Raw genomic sequence first — 19,063 nt, 5'->3', positions numbered from 1 at the left:
TAAATAATTTCCAAAAACAATAAATAAGTATTAGGTCTAAGGCAGATTATTTCTTTTGTGCAAATAAAAAACCAAAAATGCCATAAGGGGGGTTAAGTAGGGGGTTAAAGATTAAAATTATCAAGAACTATTAGCGAGAGGAGAGGAAATAATTAATGGCATACGATGCAACTAAACTTAAGGATTTTGAAATTGCCGAACTGGCGGAGAAGAATATGCCCCTGCCCTATGAATGGGCTGAAAAACTAGGTTTACAAAAAGACGAAATTATTCCAATGGGCAGGATCTGTAAACTTGACTTCATGAAAATTGCCGATCGCCTTAAAGACAAGCCCGACGGTAAATTTATCGAAGTAACCGCTATTACCCCAACTCCGCTGGGCGAAGGTAAAACCACCACTACCATGGGCTTGACGGAAGGACTTGGCAAGAGGGGTGTAAACGTAGGCGCTGCGATTCGCCAGCCCTCCGGCGGACCCACCATGAATATCAAAGGTACAGCTGCCGGCGGCGGCAACGCGCTGGCCATCCCCATGACTGAATTTTCACTGGGTCTCACCGGCGACCTGAATGACATTATGAATGCGCATAACCTGGGCATGGTGGCGCTTACCGCCAGGATGCAGCACGAAAGAAACTATGATGATGCCGAATTAGCCAAGCGTAATTTAAAGCGCCTGGATATCGATCCCACCAATGTTCAGTTTGGCTGGATCATTGACTTCTGTGCCCAGGCACTGCGTAACATTATTATCGGTATTGGCGGCAAAATGGATGGATATATGATGCAATCCAAATTCGGTATTGCCGTTAGTTCCGAAATTATGGCCATTCTTGCCGTTGCCACCGACTTAAAAGACCTGCGCGAGCGCATTGGCAGAATTATTGTTGCTTACGATAAGAAGGGCAATCCTGTAACTACCGAGGACCTGGAAGTAGCCGGTGCCATGACCGCTTTCATGCGCAATGCCATCAACCCGACCCTGATGAGCACTGCCGAATACCAGCCTGTGCTTGTACATGCCGGTCCGTTTGCCAACATTGCCATTGGCCAGTCCTCCATCATTGCCGACCGTATCGGCCTGAAGATGTTCGACTACCACATCACTGAGAGCGGATTCGCCGCTGACATTGGATTTGAAAAGTTCTGGAACGTAAAATGCCGTTTCAGCGGCCATATTCCCAACGTATCCGTGCTTACAGCCACTATCAGGGCCCTCAAGATGCACGGCGGCGGCCCGAAAGTTGTCGCAGGCCGTCCTCTGCCCGAAGAGTATGTCAAGGAGAACGTCGGGTTGGTTGAAAAGGGTTGCGAAAACCTGGTGCACCACATCAATACTATCCGGAAAGCCGGCATCAACCCGGTTGTCTGCATTAACGCTTTCCACACCGATACCAAGGAAGAAATTCTCGCTGTCCGCAGGGCTGCTGAAGCAGCCGGCGCCCGCTGCGCCCTGTCCGAGCACTGGCTCAAAGGCGGCGACGGCGCTCTGGAACTGGCCGACGCCGTTATCGACGCCTGTAACGATGAAGTCAACTTCAAATTCCTCTATCCGTTGGAAATGCCTCTGCGCCAGCGTGTGGAAATTATCGCCAAAGAAGTTTACGGCGCTGACGGCGTAAGCTGGACTCCGGAAGCCGAAGCCAAGGCTAAAATGTTTGAAGAGAATCCTGCCTATAAAGATTTTGCTACAATGATGGTCAAGACTCACCTGAGCCTGTCCCATGACCCCACCCTCAAAGGTGTGCCCAAGGGTTGGACTCTGCCCATCCGTGACGTCTTGATCTATGCAGGAGCCAAGTTCCTTTGCCCGATGGCCGGTACCATCAGCCTGATGCCAGGTACCAGCTCCGACCCGGCCTACCGGAGAATTGATGTAGATACCGAAACCGGTAAAGTTCAAGGTCTGTTCTAAAAACAATCCAAAATTAAGGGGACTTCCTAAAAGGGAGTCCCTTTTTACTTTTAATCAACAATATTTTTAAATATGGGCAGGAGAAAAATTGGTGATAATAGAAGTATATAAATTCGGGTTGACTTAATTTTTTTGATCAGATTGGAGTGCTTAATAATGTCTCGACCACCAAAATGTCGCAGGGTTGAATTTATGCCCGAATTGACTTTTTTTAAACCTGCTGGAGTTCCGCTGACCGATTTGGAAGAAGTCCAGCTGACCGTAGAAGAACTTGAAGCAATACGGCTGAAAGACCTTTTGGGGCTGGAACAGGAAGGCTGTGCTGAAAAAATGGGAGTATCACGCCCCACCTACCACCGCATTCTTTCTTCGGCGCGCTCAAAGGTGGCTGAGGCTTTAGTAAACGGCAAGGCCATTCGGGTTGAGGGCGGAAATTTTGAGGTTGCTGTTCGCAACTTCAAGTGCTTTAGCTGCAATAAGCAATGGCAGGTGCCCTGTGGCATGGGAGGCAGGGGGACGGAAATGATCTGTCCGGATTGCAAGAGTGATGAAGTATACAGAATCAATTCAAAAGGTGAGGCATTCGGCTGCCGCTGGCAGGAAAGACAAAGAAATAAGGTTAATGAATAAGTAGTTATTGGAGGGGTAAATCCTCTCCATTTATTTTTGTTTAAGAAAATAATGTGTCAAAGCTACTATCCTGAAAAATTGTGGTTTGAGGGCCGGTGGTCCCCGCTGCCCCTTTTTTGCTTAAACATCGAAGGTTTATTTGTACCATCCTACGCGTGTATTGACAGAATTTTTAAAATATAATATATTATAGATGACAAACCGGCCAGCCGGTATTCAGTTGTCACAGTGTCATATAATGGTTCATAATTAATGCATAATAATCAATTAGTTATTAATAGTTATTGGATACATAAAGTGAATTTTTGTGGTTACTATTATTAATTATATTAGAGGTGGTTTTAGTGGCACTGCCTAAAGTGGGAGTAATGTCACCTAATGATAATTTCAGCAAAGCGGCCTATGATTTAGCCTGTGAACTTGGGATTAACTTAATAATCAATAAATATGATGGCATAAACATGGAAAAAGTCCTAAAAAAATGGGAAAATGGTATGGCCGTTGAGGCGGTAGTCACTGGATCTACAATAGCAGCATTATTACGGGGCAAAACTAAGCTGCCGGTTGTGCCTGTCAGAGTTTCCGGTTATGATGTGCTGGCTGCTTTAAATAAAGCCAAAAGTGTAGGGCGCAAAGTGGTAATGGCTGAGTACGAGTACCTTTCGTATCGGGAGGATATTTCAGGGTTTGCTTCGATGTTGGGAATGGATGTGCAGCTAATGCGCTACCGGGAGCGGGAGCAGCTTGTTGAAGCGCTTACTAAAATGCGGGGACAAGTTGACGCAGTTGTTGCATCAGCCTTGACTGCGATTGAAAGCGCGCGGGTAGCCGGGCTGCCGGCATTTCTGGTGCAGGATGACCCTTTATTTATCAGGGATGCGCTGGAAAAGGCGGTGCAAATTAGCCGGGTAAGGCGAAGAAATGCTAAACTTTGCCGGTCTCTTCAGGCTATTTTAGATAATGCTTACGATGGTATTTTAGGTATTGATGAACTGGGCAAAGTGGTAATATACAATCCGGTGGCTGAAAGGATAATTGGTCTTTCTGCAGAAAAAGTTCTGGGGCAACCATTGAGCCGAGTAATTAAATTTAACGGTTTGTGCAGGGAATTGATAGGTGACGGTGGGGCTGCCAGTGGGAAAGTGTTATCTATCTACGGCCTTTCTTTGGTGGTAAACCGTGTTCCTATTACTTTAGGGAATCAATCCGGGTTGGTAGTAATTTTCCAGGTAGATGAAAAAATTAAAAAAATTGATACTACGATTAAAAAAGAGATTAATCGCCAGGGGCTTGTGGCTCAATTTCGTTTTAGTGATATTTTAGGGCGAAGCGCGATGATTGAAGAGACGGTAAAAGAAGCTCGCAAATACACTCGTTCTGATGCTGCCGTGCTTATAACCGGGGAAAGCGGCACGGGAAAAGAACTTTTCGCCCAAAGTATTCACAACGAAAGCGCGAGGAGAAATGGCCCGTTTGTGGCAATAAACTGTGCTGCCTTGCCGGAAAGTTTATTAGAAAGTGAACTCTTTGGTTATGAAGACGGGGCGTTTACCGGAGCCAGGAAGGGCGGTAAGCAGGGGCTGTTTGCCATATCCAACGGTGGTACCATATTCCTGGACGAAATTGGCGATCTTAGCCCTTCTCTACAGGCCAGGTTGCTTCGGGTTTTGCAGCAGAAAGAAGTTTTGCCTGTTGGAGGGACGAGGGTTATACCCGTTGATGTCAGGGTTATCAGCGCTACCAATCGTAACCTTCAGGAGGCTGTAGAAAAGGGGGAATTTCGGATTGACCTTTTCTACCGTTTAAATGTTCTTCATCTTCATATCCCGCCGTTGCGTATGCGTTTGGAAGACGTGCCTCTGATGTTTAAACACTTTTACCGGAGGTTGACAGGGAATGATTATTACAATGAGCTGGTGCTGGAGGATTTAAAAACCTATCTTTGGCCTGGCAACGTTCGGGAATTGGAGGGCTTTGTTGAACGGTATGTGGCACTGGGCGAAGATGACGAGAAAGGCGTGACAACTTTTAGAAAACTGCTGAAAAAAATGAAGCAAAACCGGCATGGCGAATCTTTTCCCTGTGACAGCGGCCAGGTTCTGATGGTTAAACTGAGCAGTATGGAAGATATGGAGCGCCAGGTTATTGAGCAGGCTGCGGATATAGTTGAAGGCGGTAAGGGTGAGTTAGCCAAAATATTGGGTTTAAGCCGTACGACGTTATGGAAAAAGTTAAAAAAAGCAGAGGCCCACCGGGCCTAGGAAGGGGGAGAATCTATTGGAGCTTAAACAAGCCATTGAGCAGCGAAGAAGTATACGTAAATATAAAACCGACCCTCTGACGGCAGGTTGTATTGAGGAATTGCTGGAAGCGGCTAGATTGGCTCCGTCGGGCACCAACATCCAACCTTGGAGGTTTGTTGTGGTGGAGAGCGCTGAAATGAGGAAAAAATTAAGCCAATGCACCATGGGAATTAATTTTATTGAACAGGCACCAGTTACAATAGTATGCTGCGCTGACCTGGATGCTGTGGAAACAAGACCTAAAAGAATAGCTGAACTTAGAGAAGCAGGAGCTTTTGCAGAAACTGTTTTTGAAAAACTAAACATGGAAGATTATTTAAACAAACGTGAAATGGACCGCAATGCCGCCAGAGCTTACGTTAGCTTAAATGTCGCAATTGCCGCGGAACATATCGTTCTAAGGGCAGCCGACCTTGGTTTAGGCACTTGCTGGGTTATGATGTTTAATCAAAAAGAGGTGAAAAAGCTGCTGGAGCTTGGCGACAACTTAGTTGTCGTGGCATTAATTCCGGTAGGCTATCCTGACCAGGCTCCGCCTCAAAGGCCCAGGTTTAAGCTTGAAGATATTTTGCTCAAAAGGGTCTAATAGTTAACATTTTTAACAAGCTTGTTTACACAGGGGGTAGGTAAAATGCTGATTGAATTAAACGGAAAAAAACCAAAGGTTTCCGAAAAAGCATTTGTCGCGCCAAATGCGACCTTAATTGGTGATGTTACGGTGGAAGAGGGGGCCAGTATCTGGTTTGGAGCTCAACTAAGGGCTGACTTCGGCAAAATCGTAGTTGGGCCGAGGAGCAGTATTCAAGACAATGTAGTGGTGCATATGCTGCCTGGCGGGCAGACCATCATTGAGGAAGGAGTAACTGTTGCGCACGGTGCGGTGCTTCACAATTGCACATTAAAAAAAGGCTGCATCATCGGTATGAATGCGGTTATACTGGATAATGCAGTGGTAGGGGAACAAGCTATGATTGCCGCGGGCAGTGTGGTAACCGACGGCACGCAGATTCCCGACCGGCACCTTGCTGCCGGGACCCCCGCAAAACCCAAAAAAGAACTTTCGGGTAATTCCCTCTGGTGGGTTGAACAAAGTGCCAATGCGTATGTGGCGTTGGCCGAAAACTATCTAAAACAGGGGATAGGAAAAGTAGAAGAGTAGATATTGTAAATCAACTGAAATATTCTTAAAGAAAACCCCGGTGTATTCCGGGGTTTTTGATATTCCTTGGTGTCGCTTTTCGGCATGGTGGTCTACCCGGAAAATGCTTGACAGCTTGTTCCTGATCGGGATTTTGTGTTATGATCAAAAAAATACAGCTGTTTTGTCAGAAGGTGATAGATTGCACCGGGTGGGCAAACTTATGAATGACAATTATTACAGGGAATGCCTGGAACACAATGCTGTTGCGGAAGTTGAACGGCGATTTTGCCGGCATGACCTGCAGCATATGTTGGACGTAGCCCGGATTACTTATATGCTGGTGCTGGAAGATGCCTGCCAAAAGGGACATGACACAGCCATGCTCACCAGGGAAATTATTTATGCTGCCGGTTTGTTGCATGATTTGGCCCGCTGGCTGGAATATGAAACGGGAGAGGACCATGCCGTGGCAGGGGCGCGTTTGGCCGGCCCTGTGTTGGACAGGTCGGGATTTAACGACCGGGAAAAGGAAGTGATTTTAACCGCCATTCGCGAGCATCGCGCCGGAGCAGAAGAAAAAACCAGCTCGCTTGGACGTTATATGGCCAGGGCCGATGACCTCTCGCGCCCGTGTTATAATTGTAAGGCCAGGAATGAGTGTTACAAGATTGGCCGAATGGAAACATCAGGAAATTTACTTTATTAAAGTAATATCAGGAGGGGCAAGTGGTGTCTTTTAATTTACATAACGTAGTAATTATCAACAAGGCCGGGATTTTGGAAGAATTCAAAAAAATCGGCGTAGACGGAGGCGGGGCCGGGGTAATGGCTCCCAAGGCATTTCATTATTTATTTAAGGTGTACGACCTTACTCCCCGGCAGGCCAACATTCTAAAGCAAGAGATGCTGGGCAAGGGCGGTGACGCCGCTGTGGCCAGGGGTTGTGTGGATGCTTCCATAGAAAAGACCGATGTTTTGCTGACCGGTACCGAAAAGCAATACCGGGCGGTGATTAAAAAGCTGCGCCTGCAGCCCTTCGGACTGGCCAAAATTGCTGAACAACTGGAAGAGGCACTGGCTAATCTCGGGGGACGCAAAGTCAGGGTGCTCGAATGCCGCGGCAAACACCTTGTGCTGGGTGAACGGACCTTGGTTATGGGTATTCTTAATGTAACACCTGATTCGTTCTCAGATGGTGGAAAGTTTAACAATCTTGAAAGCGCTGTTATGCAGGCCCGGCGTATGGAGGATGAAGGCGCCGATATAATTGATCTTGGCGGTGAATCAACCCGCCCGGGACATACTCCGATCAGCTTGGAAGAAGAATTGGGACGGGTTATTCCGGTGATCAAAGCATTGGTTCAAGAGGTTGGGATACCTATAAGTGTGGATACTACCAAGGCTGAAGTTGCGCGCATTGCTTTGGAGGAGGGAGCCCATATTATCAACGACCAGTGGTCACTCAGGGCGGATCCCAATATGGCCGCCGTGGTGGCTGAGCACGGGGCGCCGCTGGTTATGATGCATAACCAAAACGGTACGGAATACAAAGATCTGATGGGCGATATGATCCGGTTTTTCCGGGAAAGCATCGATATAGCACTAAAAGCCGGGATTGAGCGTAATAACATTATTGTTGACCCGGGGATTGGCTTTGGTAAAACAGTAGAACAAAACATAGAAGTAATGCGACGGCTTAAAGAATTGGACTGCCTTGGACTGCCGGTTTTGTTGGGAACTTCACGCAAGTCGATGATCGGGAAAACATTGGATTTACCGCCGGATCAGCGGGTTGAAGGAACCGGGGCCACTGTTGCTCTGGGCATAGCGGCCGGAGTTGACATTGTCAGGGTCCATGATGTAAAAGAAATGGTTCGGGTAGCCAGGATGACCGATGCCATAGCGCGGCGTGCCAGCCACTGAAATGGGGTGGTATAATGGACAAAATTATTATGAGAGAAATGGCTTTTTACGGGTATCATGGAGTGCTTCCCCAGGAGAGAGATTTGGGACAAACTTTTCTGGTTGATGTTGAGCTTGGCTTGGATTTGCGGGCGGCCGGGGAGAGCGATGATCCTGAAATGACCGTTAGTTACGCTGACGTATATGAAGTTGTGCGGCGGGTGGTAACAGGCCGTCCCTGCAATCTGATTGAGACGGTGGCGGAAAGAATCGCCGGCCGGCTGTTGGACGGGTTTTTATTGCGCGAAGTGTTGGTAAGGGTAAAAAAGCCGGGAGCACCGGTGCCGGGACATTTTGCTTTTATGGGAGTGGAAATTAAACGGTCAAGGGAAACAGTGGAGGAAAACTCATGCTAACGGAAGGAATTCGTTGTTTCATCGGGCTTGGCTCCAACATGGGTGATGCCCGGGCCAATATAAGGGAGGCTCTAAAGCTCCTGGTTAATACCAGGGGTATTTCTGTTGTGTCATCAGCTCCTTTATACCGCACCGCACCGGTGGGGTACACTGACCAGGATCATTTTATCAATACCGTGGCGGAAATATATACGACTCTTTCCCCGAGATCATTGCTGGACAATTTGCAGGACATTGAAAACAGGCTTGGGCGAGTCAGATTGATACGCTGGGGCCCGCGCACGATTGACCTGGATTTATTGCTTTACGGTGATGAATCGATTCATGAGCCGGGCCTTGAAGTTCCCCATCCCAGAATGCACCAGCGCGCTTTTGTGGTGGTGCCGCTGGCGGATCTATGTCCTGATTTGTTGGTCAACGGGGAGAGGGTTGATGAGCTGGCGCGGCGGTTGTCCAGTGAACAGGATATATACGCCATTGCTTAGGAATAAAGCTTTAGCCGGGTTTTAGCACTGCTTTCATTTTGAAACCTTAATCAGTCAATTACGAAACAGTTTCAAGGACATTCCTTTAATAAAGTTGAACCTTTAACAGGTACTATTTTGCAATATTCATTATATTTGAGTCATATTGTATAGCTGCTTCGCCAAAGTAAACACAAGGCATGGCGTATGGGAAGGAGTGTCCCCTTTCCTAAATTATAGACGGAAAAAAGGTGAATGAAATTATCAATAGCGGCTTTATTACCGGGACCAGGTCCATTGTTTTTGCTGGATTGGCAATGGTTTACCTGCTCAATACCGTGCTGCATAATAGCTATTTAAACTATATCTTAAGCGGAATAAGCGTGTTGTGCCTATTGGTATGCCTGCCTTTCGCCAAAGGAAACGCGCGTATCCTGACTTTAATTTTGTTAATCGCAGGAGCTTTAGTTCTAATTGACTCGGGCGCGGACTACGGCCTTTGGATCAATGCACTATCCCAAAATGCCAACCTGATTACACTGTTGATTCTGGTACCCGTTTTCGGCCTTCCTATACAATACGGCGGATACTACGAGGTTTTGGATGCTTTGGTAAATAAGTACATGAGTAGTAAGCACCGGATTTATTGGGTCCCTGCGTTATTGTGCCATTTTTTCGGCGCGTTGATGAACATGGGGGCAATACCGGTTGTTTACCAGATTATAATTCATGGAAAACTGCCGAAAGAGTTCCGGAAAGTGCCGGCGGCAATTTTAAGGGGTTTTAGCGCTTCCATCTTTTGGTCGCCCAATATGATCTCTGTCGCCCTGGTTACCCATTATCTGCGGGTATCCTGGGCAGAGTTTGCCAGGGTGGGTATTATCTTTACCATTTTAACCCTAACGGTGGGATGGCTTGTTTATCTGATGTTGGATAAAAGCGCTCCGGATTGTAATGAGCCGTCAATTAATCAACAGCCGAGCGGCCGGAAAATTGCTGAGCTGCTCTTCTTTTGCCTGGCTTTTTTAGGCTCAATTGTTTTTATTGCAACTAAAACATCACTTACTGTTCTTCATGCCGTACCTGTTCTGGCACTTGTCTTTCCTGTTTTGTGGTTATGTTCTTTGCGCAGGGCAAAGTCAATATTACCGGCTTACCTTGATTACCTGGAGAATACACTGCCAAGGTTTACGTCGGAAGTGGCCATATTTATCGGGGCCGGCTTTTTGACGGCAGCAATGTTGTCCTCAGATTATAGTGATAAAGTAGCACTGCTTTTTCGTGATTACTTGGGAGTGAATCTATATTTTCTTTGTTTCTTTATTGTTTCATCAATTGTAATGTTATCCATTGTTGGAATTGCGCCAATGATAACGGCTATGGCTTACAGTGCTTCGTTAAAGCCGGCCCTGATGGGTATCTCTCCCCATCTTTTATCTTTAGTCATTATTGGCGGGTGGTCTGCGGGTGTAATTGTTTCCCCGTTTTCCGGGGTAACTTTGATCATGTCCGGTTTAACGCGCCAGTCTTCTTTTGAGGTTGCCCGCTCAAATTGGCTGTTTAGTTTAATTATGATTTTGCTGCTTACTGCTGTCCCATTGCTGCAAATAATTAATATTTAACCTGTTGCGGAGGTTATTCAGATGGTTATGGATTGTGTATTGGAGGGTTCATTAAAAATAATTGTCTGCGAAGATTATGGTTAAAACTGGGAAAATGAAATAGTTGTCAGCGTTAAAGCTAAATTTAATTCATCTTAATGCAGGAAGGAGATTAATATGACGGCACCGGTGGTTTCAATTGTAAAGCATACTGATGCTTACACTTCGGTTAAACAAGCAATTGAATTGTGTGATGGATTAAAGGAATTTAATCAACGAGATAGCATTTTAATTAAGCCCAATATTGTTGCCTGGGACTTTGAGCTTCCTTTTCCGCCCTATGGGGTAATCACGACTACTGCGGTAATTTTTGCGCTGGTTAGAATTCTGCATGAAGAAGGTTTTGGTAATATTGCCGTGGGTGAAGCCACCCTTGGGGTTAGCGGTTCTATTGCCAAGAAAATTTTTAAAGAACTGGGCTATGAAAAACTAGCCGAAGAATTTGGCGTTGAACTGGTTGATTTCAATGAGGATGGTTTTGACAAGGTTGATGTTGGCGGTTTTGAATTTGCTATTGCCAAAAGGGCTCTCCAAGCCGATAAAATTATTAATGTGCCGGTCCTCAAAACCCATAACCAGTGCCAAGTTTCCCTGGGAATTAAAAATCTAAAAGGATGTCTCAGCCGCAAGTCTAAAATGCAGTGCCATGGCAAAGAGCTGGACCTTGAACACGCCTTTCCTTTGATCGGGGAAAAGCTGCCCATTGCCCTTACCGTAATTGATGGCATTTATGCACTGGCCAAAGGACCGGGGGCTACCGGCAAGGCTTATAGGAAGGACTTGCTGGTGGCTTCCCGGGACATGCTGGCCTGTGACGTGGTTGGGGCGGCTTTGATGGGCTATAATGCCTCGGATGTTGAATACCTGAAATTTTTTGCCGGGCGCAGTGGGCGCAGTGTTGTTGGGCTGTCCGATATCGAGTTGCGCGGTGAGCGATTAGAAGATCATGCGGAGAAGTACGAATATGATTGGCCTTGGGCGGAAGATGATTCCGGCCCGGCCGGCTTTAAAAAACGAGGCATTACAGGGATAGCCATTAGAAAGTATGACAGCTCTCTTTGTACATCATGTTCCAAGCTTTATAACCCTTTGCTGATTCTGTTGTCTTCTGCCTTTAAGGGAGAACCTTTTCCGGGCATCGAGGTTTTATCCGGGAAAAGGCAAAGTGCCAGCCCCGGATTTGAAAAGACATTACTTTTTGGCAAATGCGCCTGTCTTCAAAATAAGGATAATCCGAATATCAGGCAGGCTATTGCTGTTAAGGGTTGCCCTCCGGATTTGGGCCAGCTTCAAAAATTACTTGCTGAACAAGGCATTCATTGTGATTATGACCAATACATCAATTATCGCCGCTATATTTTTAATCGCTATAAAAAAGAAGACGGTTTTGATATGGATATGTTTATAATGTAAAAATTTTATAGTTTGACGCTATCAGTGTAGTAACTGAGAGCGTCTTTTTTTAATCTGTGTTTCAAGGTGAAACATTAAGAATTTTATGATAAACTAATTAAGTGATCTGATTTTTTTGAAAAGGGGGGTAATTCATGTCTGACGTAAAGATTGGCGTAATATCTACCTACCCGGAGCTATCTGATTATATAAAAAAAATAGCCGGCGAAATGAAGCTGGATTTGCAAATAAAAGAAGGTGTCCTTGAAGAAGGCGTCTCTTTGGCCTATCAATTTGAACACCAGGGAGTAGACGTTATTATCAGCAGGGGTGTAACCGGCAAAAAAATTAAAAAAGCGGTTTCCGTGCCTGTGGTATCAATAGAAATCACATCTTTCGACATCCTGCAGGCCCTTCATTCCGCCAAGATGATGGGGAACAAAATAGCTTTTCTCGGTCATAACCAGGAGTTTTGTCCCGATTTTGAGACTATAACCAAAATTCTTGGAATTGAAGTTGAGTGTTACCCTTACAGCGATATATATGAAATGGAAGAACAGGCCGCTAAAATGTTGAGGTCCGATGCTGATGTAATGGTAAGCACGGGCTTGTGCATTTACGAAATGGCCAAGCGTTCGGGGGCCAACGCCGTTCTTGTCCGGTCAGGCTATGAAGCGATCTTCAGCTCGATGAGAAGAGCGATAGAATTGGTACATGGTATCCGCCGGAACCAGGCACGTTTAAAACGGTTCCGGTCTGTGCTGGAAAACAGTAATGACGGCATTCTTATTGTTGATGAATTAAAAAGGATATCTTTTATCAATCCTGCCGCGCAAAACCTGTTGGAAACCGATGTTAATCATTTTATCGGGCGGAACGTGGAGGAATTACGCCGGTCGTCTATTTTGGGTCCTTTATTTAACGGTACGCAAGGTGAAGAAGAGTTTAAAGAAATAGGCAGAAAACAATTTTGGGTCAGCAGTATGCCCCTTTCCGCCGACGATAAGGAAAAAGATTTACTGATACTCTTTCAAAGTGCCGATAGAATTCAGGTGATGGAACAAAATTTGCGGCGGCAGTTGTTTAAAAAGGGCTTGTACGCCAAACATACTTTTAAAGATATTATCGGAAACAGCGCGGTGCTGAAAGACACCATAAAAAGCGCCAAAAAATTTGCCGCCGCCAATGCCACAGTGCTGATTTGCGGTGAAACAGGGACCGGCAAAGAGTTGTTTGCCCAAAGCATTCATAATGCCAGCGACAGGCGCAAGGCCCCGTTTGTAGCCATAAATTGTGCCGCGCTGCCGGAAAATTTGCTCGAGAGCGAGCTTTTCGGTTATGAGGAAGGCGCCTTTACCGGAGCTAAAAAAGGTGGTAAAACCGGCCTTTTTGAAATGGCGCACGGCGGCACCATATTTTTAGATGAAATAGGGGAAATGACTTTGCCGGTGCAGGCCCGGTTGCTGCGGGTCTTGCAGGAACGGGAAATTATGAGGCTTGGCAGCGACAGGGTCATACCTGTTGATGTCAGAGTTATGGCGGCCACTAATTATGAACTCTACCAGGCAGTGGCGCAAGGAAATTTCCGCAGCGATTTGTACCACCGGCTGGAAGTGTTAAACCTGGATATTCCACCGCTGCGGGTGCGGAAAGAAGATATCGACCTGCTCGCCAACCATTTTATAAAAGTTTTTGTTTTTGAAGAGAAAAAACATGTACCTCTTTTATCGGAGCCAGCTTTGGAAAAATTAAAAAAGTATAGCTGGCCCGGTAATATCAGGGAATTGCAAAATGTTATGCACAAGTATGTTCTTTTGTTTGAACCCAAGCAAAGCTGCGAAAATTTAATTGATAAACTTATTGATGAAAAGATTAGAAAAACCTTTAAAGTCCGTACCGGTGATGAGAATTCAATAACATTAAAAATAGGCAAGCTGGAAGATATGGAAAGGCAGGTCATTGAATATCTTCTTTCTACCGGGGCCAGCATCAAGGAAATTTCAGAACTAACCGGGGCCAGCAGGACAACTTTATGGCGCAAAGTTAAAGCCTTGGATAAGGCTATATATTGATGGGCCGGTTTTATCATACTGGTTACTGACACTTGCGAGTAGTTGGTGCTACAGCTAAAATTAAAGGTAGCGGAGCCATGGGGACGGTTTGAGCGTCCCCATGGCATAGCGAAGGGCCGCAGGAAGCCCCTCACCTTTTCGGGTGAGGGGCTTTTCAAACGGCTGTGCATCAGCATTTTACACTATTGGTTAATGGAGGCTCGCTGTTCCAGCATAATATTGAACAGTTCGGTCCGGTTTTGTATTTTATACTTGGCATAGATATTCTTGATATGGGTTTTCACTGTGTTCTCGCTTATATGCAGCTCGGCTGCAATGGCTTTGTAGGTTTTCCCCCTGAAAAGCAGGTTTGCAATTTCACATTCACGCTCCGTAAGCTGCTCCAGGGCAATGGTACTATTCAAGAACCTGCTTTTCTCTTCCGGAGGCATTTCGGAAAGCACTGTGAGATAAACATGATCTTTGAGCACCACGGACAGCCGCTTGTGTAATAAAGGAAGGATAACAAGCGTAATGCAAACCACTCCCAGCGCTATAAGCGTTGAATTCTGGCTATCTCCGCCCGCCAAAGTGATAGCGGTTCCGATCAGTCCGCCTAACAGCACACCCAGTACATTGGAAGAGAGTCCGATGCCAAAAACCTTTGCAGGATTTCTGTCAAACTCCAGCATTTCTCCAAGAATGCTCCACCAGAATAAATCGTACACGCCGCAGGCGCCCAACATTAGCGTATCCACTACCAGGTAGCTTGCCGCAGAACGGTCAAGGCTCATAAATGCAATAAAGGAAAACCCGATCATAGCGATAGCCACGTAGAGTATGTAGGCTCTGTTTGTTTTCGGGGGGAGATTCCTCATAACAAACAGCGCAATAATATAGGGAATAGCCCAATACCAGCTTGTCAGCCATTCCAGATGAGCGAATGCAGGGTTTAAGACCTGATACATCAATCCAGAGTTGATGGTGATGATTATAATAAATAAGCACAAAAAAATTAGGGGTTTAATAATACTGACCCTGGTGTCCGCCTGTTCAGAGGAAGATGGAGCAGCCTTGTCTCCATCCGCGGGAAGCCGGAGTGCGAAAACAAACGCAGCCGCAAGCAACAGCATGGATAAAGCGAGTCCGGCGTAGGGTGACAGGTGAATGGCCGACATGTTAAGGATTATCATCAGTAAGTTGGAATAGATTAGTCCATCGGCAACAGTTTTGATGCGCTCGTTTTGGGGAGTGGCGCTTTTTAGATAAAACCCCCAGGCCGCCACACAGCCTCCTGCCAGAAAAGCGCACAGAATCAGTGCAATATGCCAAAGAACCGAAGGTGCAAAGAAAAACACACCTGTCCCCAATATGCAACAAACAATGGAAGACATCATCAGTCTTTTTGCGGACCGCATGGTTCTAATAACAGCTCCGCACAAAAACAGCCCTGCAAAATGACTGGCAATCGCCCCAAAAATAATACCGTGAGGCTCCAGATTAAAGTTGCTTGCAAGCGCATATAATATCTGTCCCTCAAAGGGGAAGGCCAGCAGCCAGGAAAAAAAAAGCGAGAAAACGACAACAGATAATCCGCGATCGTCCATATTAATTTGCAAAGTCCTGCCGTGCCCTCCATCTGCCATACCGCTACCCACCTCGTTAATTAGATATGTTCATCCTTCTTTTTTTAAATGATGTTTTTTGAGTAAATTTTTTTATATTATACTACAAATTTCTTGTTTGTTTCTATCATCATCTGTCCAGAGGACTCCCGCCTCTAAGGCGGGAGGTGAATGAACCACAGTAATAACCTTAACACCCTGCAATAGTATTTAGCCAAGTTTCAAGCAACGGCAGTCAAATGTTTCATCAACAAACTTTATAGTTGCAAAATGAAACATTAAAAATTAACGCATTATTCAAAGTTAACAAAAGATTATCCCCAAAGCCTTTATAACAGAGCGTTTTTACCATATATCCATGCTTTTATGCTATGGCATATGTTTTGCTCCAAACATATAGAAATTTTAAAACTTTCGTATTCTTTGGGGAGGTGTGCAGCTAATTTAATGTAGTTTTTCATGCTGTTGCATTATTGGGTAATTTAGGGAGGGTTTAGATAATGGCTGAATTCGCTTACGACATCAGGGATTTAAAATTTATTCTCAATGAATGGCTTGATATGGAAGAAGTCTTCGGTCTGGAAAGGTTTAAAGACAGTTATGAAAAGGGCGATATCGATTTTATATTAAATGAAGTTTACAAAATTGCCAAAGAAGTTGTTTTCCCCATTAATAAAGAGGGTGACGAAATTGGCTTAAAATTTGAAAACGGCAAAGTTACACTACCTCCCGCCTATGTTGAGGCGTATAAGTTTTTACAGGAAAACGGTTGGGGCTCGGCCAATGAATCGCTGGGTTCCGATGAATTGATGCCCTTAACGTTATACAGGGCCTACAATGAAATGCTGATGGCTGCATGCCCGGCCTTGACTTCTTACATCAAGCTGACCACGGGTGCGGCAAACCTGATTTATAGATTTGGCACCGATCAGGACCGGGAAATGTTTATTGAAAATATGCTCAACGGGCAGTGGAGCGGCACCATGTGTTTAACCGAACCCAACGCCGGTTCGGATGTGGGAGATGCCACTACCAGGGCTTTTCCCACTGACGATCCCAGAATCTATAAAATTAAGGGCACCAAAATGTTTATAACCGGCGGTGAGGTCGACCTTTCTGAAAATATTATCCACATGGTCCTGGCCCGTCCGGAAGGCGGAGCGCCGGGCTCAAAGGGACTGGGACTGTACATTGTACCTAAAATATGGGTCAATGAAGACGGCAGTTTGGGTGAACCTAACGATGTTGTCTGTACCGGCATCGAGCATAAAATGGGTTTAAAGGCTTCCGCCACAGCAATGCTTAGCTTCGGAGAAAACGACAACTGCCGAGGGATTCTGGTCGGCCCTCCTCCGGATGGCGAAGGGGCTTCCAAAGGTTTGGCCATGATGTTCCATATGATGAATGAGTCCCGCATCGGAACCGGTCATAATGCCCTGGCCCAAATGGCGGCTGCTTATTATTTTGCCGCCAAATATGCCACCGAGCGCATCCAGGGACGCCTGTTCACCAACCCTAAAGCCGGCCGGGTACCCCTGATCAAACATGAAGATATCAAAAGAATGCTGCTGGAAATGAAAGCCCAGGTGGAAGCGATAAGGGCAATGATTTTTAGGGGTTTTTATTATTTGGACATTGCCGAACATGGTTCCGATAAAGAAAAGGCAAAAAGGTGCCAGGGACTGGCGGAAATTTTAACGCCATTGATCAAAACATATGCCGCTGAAACAGCCTGGCAAATGATCGGGCAGGCTATCCAAGTATACGGCGGCGTGGGCTATACTGAAGAATACCCCGTTTCACAGTACGCAAGGGACGTTAAGATTTTATCAATTTGGGAAGGAACCTCATTTATTCACGCCATGGACCTGGTGGGCAGAAAAATGAGAATGGGCGACGGCGTTCATTTTGCCAACTGGATGAATGACAGGAAAGCATTTATTGATGCAAATAAAAATATTGAGGGTTTTGGCGCCGAGCTTAAGCGGCTGGAAAAGGCTTATCAATCCGTGGCTGAAATCAAAGAACTTTACTCCGCTTATTATGCCGACAAGGCTCAAAAAGGCCATTTAATACCTTTATACGCTCACCGGGTGCTAACCTGCTGCGCCCAGTTGTTTGCGGCTGAATCTATTTTGGACCAGGCAATGCTGGCCAAGCGTAAAATTGAAGAGCTTGGTACCGGTCACCATGATTATGCTTATTACGCAGGCAAGGTTAACTCCGCTAAATTCTTTATCAACAATATCTTGCCCAACGTTGATTACCAGGCCGGGCTGATTAAAAATGCAGACGTCTCCGCCCTTGAATGTCCGGAGGAAGCTTTTATCGTCAGCTAATTAAAATTAAAAACTTCGGCAAGGAGGTCTGTTTGTAGATGAGAGAGGTTTATGTGGTTGAAGGTGTCCGGACGGCGATCGCCAAGGCGGGAAAAAAATCCTGGTTTGCCAACATTAGGGCCGACGACCTGGCCGCCAAGGTAATTAATGAAGTATTGGAACGGGCCGAAATCACCGGGAAAAAAAGGGAGCAGGTCGATGATGTTATTCTGGGCGGAACGGCATTAATGAAAGAAATGGGGAGCAACATCGGCCGTTACGCAACGATTATGGCCGGCATGCCCTACAGTGTACCCGGCTGCACTGTAGACCGTTTATGCTCCTCGGGTCTTCAGACTATCGCCTTTGCGGTGTCTACCATAGCCATGGGTTGGGCCGACCTGATCATCGCCGGCGGGGTCCAGCATATGACGCATATTCCCATGGGGACGGGTACCGACCCTAACCCCAGGCTGGGCGAATTCTGCGACCCTAATATGATTTCCATGGGTTACACAGCCGAAATGGTGGCCCGCAGGTTTAACATCAGCAGGGAAAAACAGGACCAGCTGGCGGTGGAAAGCCATGCCAAGGCCCACAAGGCAACTGTGGAAGGCTTATTTAAGCAAGAAATTTTGCCGGTTGAGGCGGATGTCCCCACCGATGACGGGGGAACCCAAAAGATGGTGGTTGACCGCGACCAGGGCATCAGGCCGGGTACCAACCTGGAAACACTGGCCAAGTTAAAGCCGGTGTTTATGCAAGATGAGCAGGCTACGGTAACAGCCGGGAATTCAAGCCAAACCAATGACGCGGCGGCAGTTGTGCTGGTTGCCGGCAAAGAAAAGATCAAGGAACTGGGCTTAAAACCTAAATTAAAGCTGGTGACCTATGCGGTAACCGGCGTGGATCCCGCCATTATGGGCATTGGGCCGGCTGTGGCCATACCCAAAGCGTTAAAACAAGCGGGCATGACCAGGGAACAAATTGATCTCTGGGAAATTAATGAGGCTTTTGCCTCCCAGGCAGTTTATTGCACCGAGGAACTCGGCATCAGAAATCACCCGCTGTTAAATCCCCGGGGCAGCGGTATTGCTTTGGGACACCCCCTGGGCTGCACCGGCGCTCGCATTGCCACCACGATTATGCACGAAATGCCCTATTACGGAGCCAGATACGCAGTTGAGAGCATGTGCATCGGCCACGGGCAGGGGGCGGCGGCAATCTGGGAATGGGTCGGTTAA

15 protein-coding genes are annotated in these 19,063 nt (G+C 46.4%); 14 read left to right on the top strand and 1 reads right to left on the bottom strand.

What is annotated here, in order from left to right:
- Positions 1 to 155 precede the first annotated feature (155 nt).
- The 12 genes from H569_RS0106015 (at position 156) to H569_RS0105960 (ending at position 13,897) form a co-directional block, all read left to right on the top strand.
- On the top strand, positions 156 to 1,916 hold the full coding sequence (locus H569_RS0106015; RefSeq protein ID WP_027364263.1) for a formate--tetrahydrofolate ligase: 1,761 nt from the start codon (positions 156 to 158) through the stop codon (positions 1,914 to 1,916).
- 156 nt (positions 1,917 to 2,072) lie between these two features.
- Entirely contained in the window at positions 2,073 to 2,546 is a 474-nt protein-coding gene (locus H569_RS0106010) for a DUF134 domain-containing protein (RefSeq protein ID WP_027364262.1), read from the top strand.
- A gap of 344 nt (positions 2,547 to 2,890) precedes the next feature.
- A complete protein-coding gene (locus H569_RS0106005; RefSeq protein ID WP_027364261.1) occupies positions 2,891 to 4,807 on the top strand; it encodes a sigma-54-dependent Fis family transcriptional regulator in 1,917 nt (638 codons plus the stop codon).
- Between the two features lie 16 nt (positions 4,808 to 4,823).
- Positions 4,824 to 5,435 carry a nitroreductase family protein gene (locus tag H569_RS0106000; RefSeq protein ID WP_027364260.1) on the top strand — a complete coding sequence of 204 codons (612 nt, stop codon included), beginning with the start codon at positions 4,824 to 4,826 and terminating at the stop codon, positions 5,433 to 5,435.
- 45 nt (positions 5,436 to 5,480) lie between these two features.
- The gene (locus tag H569_RS0105995) at positions 5,481 to 6,008 is read left to right on the top strand and encodes a gamma carbonic anhydrase family protein (protein ID WP_027364259.1); all 528 of its coding nucleotides are present in this window, start codon (positions 5,481 to 5,483) and stop codon (positions 6,006 to 6,008) included.
- Positions 6,009 to 6,210: 202 nt separating this feature from the next.
- Entirely contained in the window at positions 6,211 to 6,696 is a 486-nt protein-coding gene (locus tag H569_RS0105990; protein ID WP_238492479.1) for an HD domain-containing protein, read from the top strand.
- A 23-nt stretch (positions 6,697 to 6,719) separates the two neighbouring features.
- On the top strand, positions 6,720 to 7,913 hold the full coding sequence (folP, locus tag H569_RS0105985; protein WP_027364257.1) for a dihydropteroate synthase: 1,194 nt from the start codon (positions 6,720 to 6,722) through the stop codon (positions 7,911 to 7,913).
- 14 nt (positions 7,914 to 7,927) lie between these two features.
- Positions 7,928 to 8,308 (top strand): dihydroneopterin aldolase, encoded by a 381-nt coding sequence (gene folB / locus H569_RS0105980; protein ID WP_207637526.1) that lies wholly within the window; start codon positions 7,928 to 7,930, stop codon positions 8,306 to 8,308.
- On the top strand, positions 8,302 to 8,793 hold the full coding sequence (gene folK / locus H569_RS0105975; RefSeq protein WP_027364255.1) for a 2-amino-4-hydroxy-6-hydroxymethyldihydropteridine diphosphokinase: 492 nt from the start codon (positions 8,302 to 8,304) through the stop codon (positions 8,791 to 8,793). The genes folB and folK overlap by 7 nt, the downstream gene beginning before the upstream one ends.
- Positions 8,794 to 9,023: 230 nt before the next feature.
- Positions 9,024 to 10,394 carry a hypothetical protein gene (locus H569_RS0105970; RefSeq protein WP_027364254.1) on the top strand — a complete coding sequence of 457 codons (1,371 nt, stop codon included), beginning with the start codon at positions 9,024 to 9,026 and terminating at the stop codon, positions 10,392 to 10,394.
- A gap of 156 nt (positions 10,395 to 10,550) precedes the next feature.
- A complete protein-coding gene (locus H569_RS0105965; RefSeq protein WP_027364253.1) occupies positions 10,551 to 11,846 on the top strand; it encodes a DUF362 domain-containing protein in 1,296 nt (431 codons plus the stop codon).
- Positions 11,847 to 11,980: 134 nt separating this feature from the next.
- Positions 11,981 to 13,897: a sigma 54-interacting transcriptional regulator gene (locus H569_RS0105960; RefSeq protein ID WP_027364252.1), complete on the top strand. Its 1,917-nt coding sequence runs from the start codon at positions 11,981 to 11,983 to the stop codon at positions 13,895 to 13,897.
- 182 nt (positions 13,898 to 14,079) lie between these two features.
- Here H569_RS0105960 and H569_RS0105955 read toward each other — a convergent pair whose 3' ends face one another.
- On the bottom strand, positions 14,080 to 15,522 hold the full coding sequence (locus H569_RS0105955) for a helix-turn-helix transcriptional regulator (protein WP_034629731.1): 1,443 nt from the start codon (positions 15,520 to 15,522) through the stop codon (positions 14,080 to 14,082).
- A 479-nt stretch (positions 15,523 to 16,001) separates the two neighbouring features.
- On the opposite strand from H569_RS0105955, the gene H569_RS0105950 reads away from it, so the two are divergent.
- Both H569_RS0105950 and H569_RS0105945 read left to right on the top strand, forming a co-directional pair.
- Complete coding sequence (locus H569_RS0105950) at positions 16,002 to 17,840, top strand: acyl-CoA dehydrogenase (protein ID WP_051273341.1); 1,839 nt, start codon at positions 16,002 to 16,004, stop codon at positions 17,838 to 17,840.
- Between the two features lie 38 nt (positions 17,841 to 17,878).
- A complete protein-coding gene (locus tag H569_RS0105945; RefSeq protein WP_027364249.1) occupies positions 17,879 to 19,063 on the top strand; it encodes a thiolase family protein in 1,185 nt (394 codons plus the stop codon).

Origin of the sequence: Desulfotruncus alcoholivorax DSM 16058, from assembly GCF_000430885.1 — a bacterium.
Taxonomy (GTDB): domain Bacteria; phylum Bacillota; class Desulfotomaculia; order Desulfotomaculales; family Desulfallaceae; genus Desulfotruncus; species Desulfotruncus alcoholivorax.
Note: the sequence above shows the minus strand (reverse complement) of the source record. Positions and strands in the feature narration are given on the sequence as shown.

What these genes read in the sequence shown, in the direction of transcription:
- H569_RS0106015 (WP_027364263.1), top strand. Translation starts at nt 156, where the DNA reads ATGGCATACGATGCAACTAAACTTAAGGATTTTGAAATTGCCGAACTG.
- H569_RS0106010 (WP_027364262.1), top strand. Translation starts at nt 2,073, where the DNA reads ATGTCTCGACCACCAAAATGTCGCAGGGTTGAATTTATGCCCGAATTG.
- H569_RS0105995 (WP_027364259.1), top strand. Translation starts at nt 5,481, where the DNA reads ATGCTGATTGAATTAAACGGAAAAAAACCAAAGGTTTCCGAAAAAGCA.
- H569_RS0105990 (WP_238492479.1), top strand. Translation starts at nt 6,211, where the DNA reads ATGAATGACAATTATTACAGGGAATGCCTGGAACACAATGCTGTTGCG.
- folB (WP_207637526.1), top strand. Translation starts at nt 7,928, where the DNA reads ATGGACAAAATTATTATGAGAGAAATGGCTTTTTACGGGTATCATGGA.
- folK (WP_027364255.1), top strand. Translation starts at nt 8,302, where the DNA reads ATGCTAACGGAAGGAATTCGTTGTTTCATCGGGCTTGGCTCCAACATG.
- H569_RS0105965 (WP_027364253.1), top strand. Translation starts at nt 10,551, where the DNA reads ATGACGGCACCGGTGGTTTCAATTGTAAAGCATACTGATGCTTACACT.
- H569_RS0105960 (WP_027364252.1), top strand. Translation starts at nt 11,981, where the DNA reads ATGTCTGACGTAAAGATTGGCGTAATATCTACCTACCCGGAGCTATCT.
- H569_RS0105955 (WP_034629731.1), bottom strand. Translation starts at nt 15,522, where the DNA reads ATGGCAGATGGAGGGCACGGCAGGACTTTGCAAATTAATATGGACGAT.
- H569_RS0105950 (WP_051273341.1), top strand. Translation starts at nt 16,002, where the DNA reads ATGGCTGAATTCGCTTACGACATCAGGGATTTAAAATTTATTCTCAAT.
- H569_RS0105945 (WP_027364249.1), top strand. Translation starts at nt 17,879, where the DNA reads ATGAGAGAGGTTTATGTGGTTGAAGGTGTCCGGACGGCGATCGCCAAG.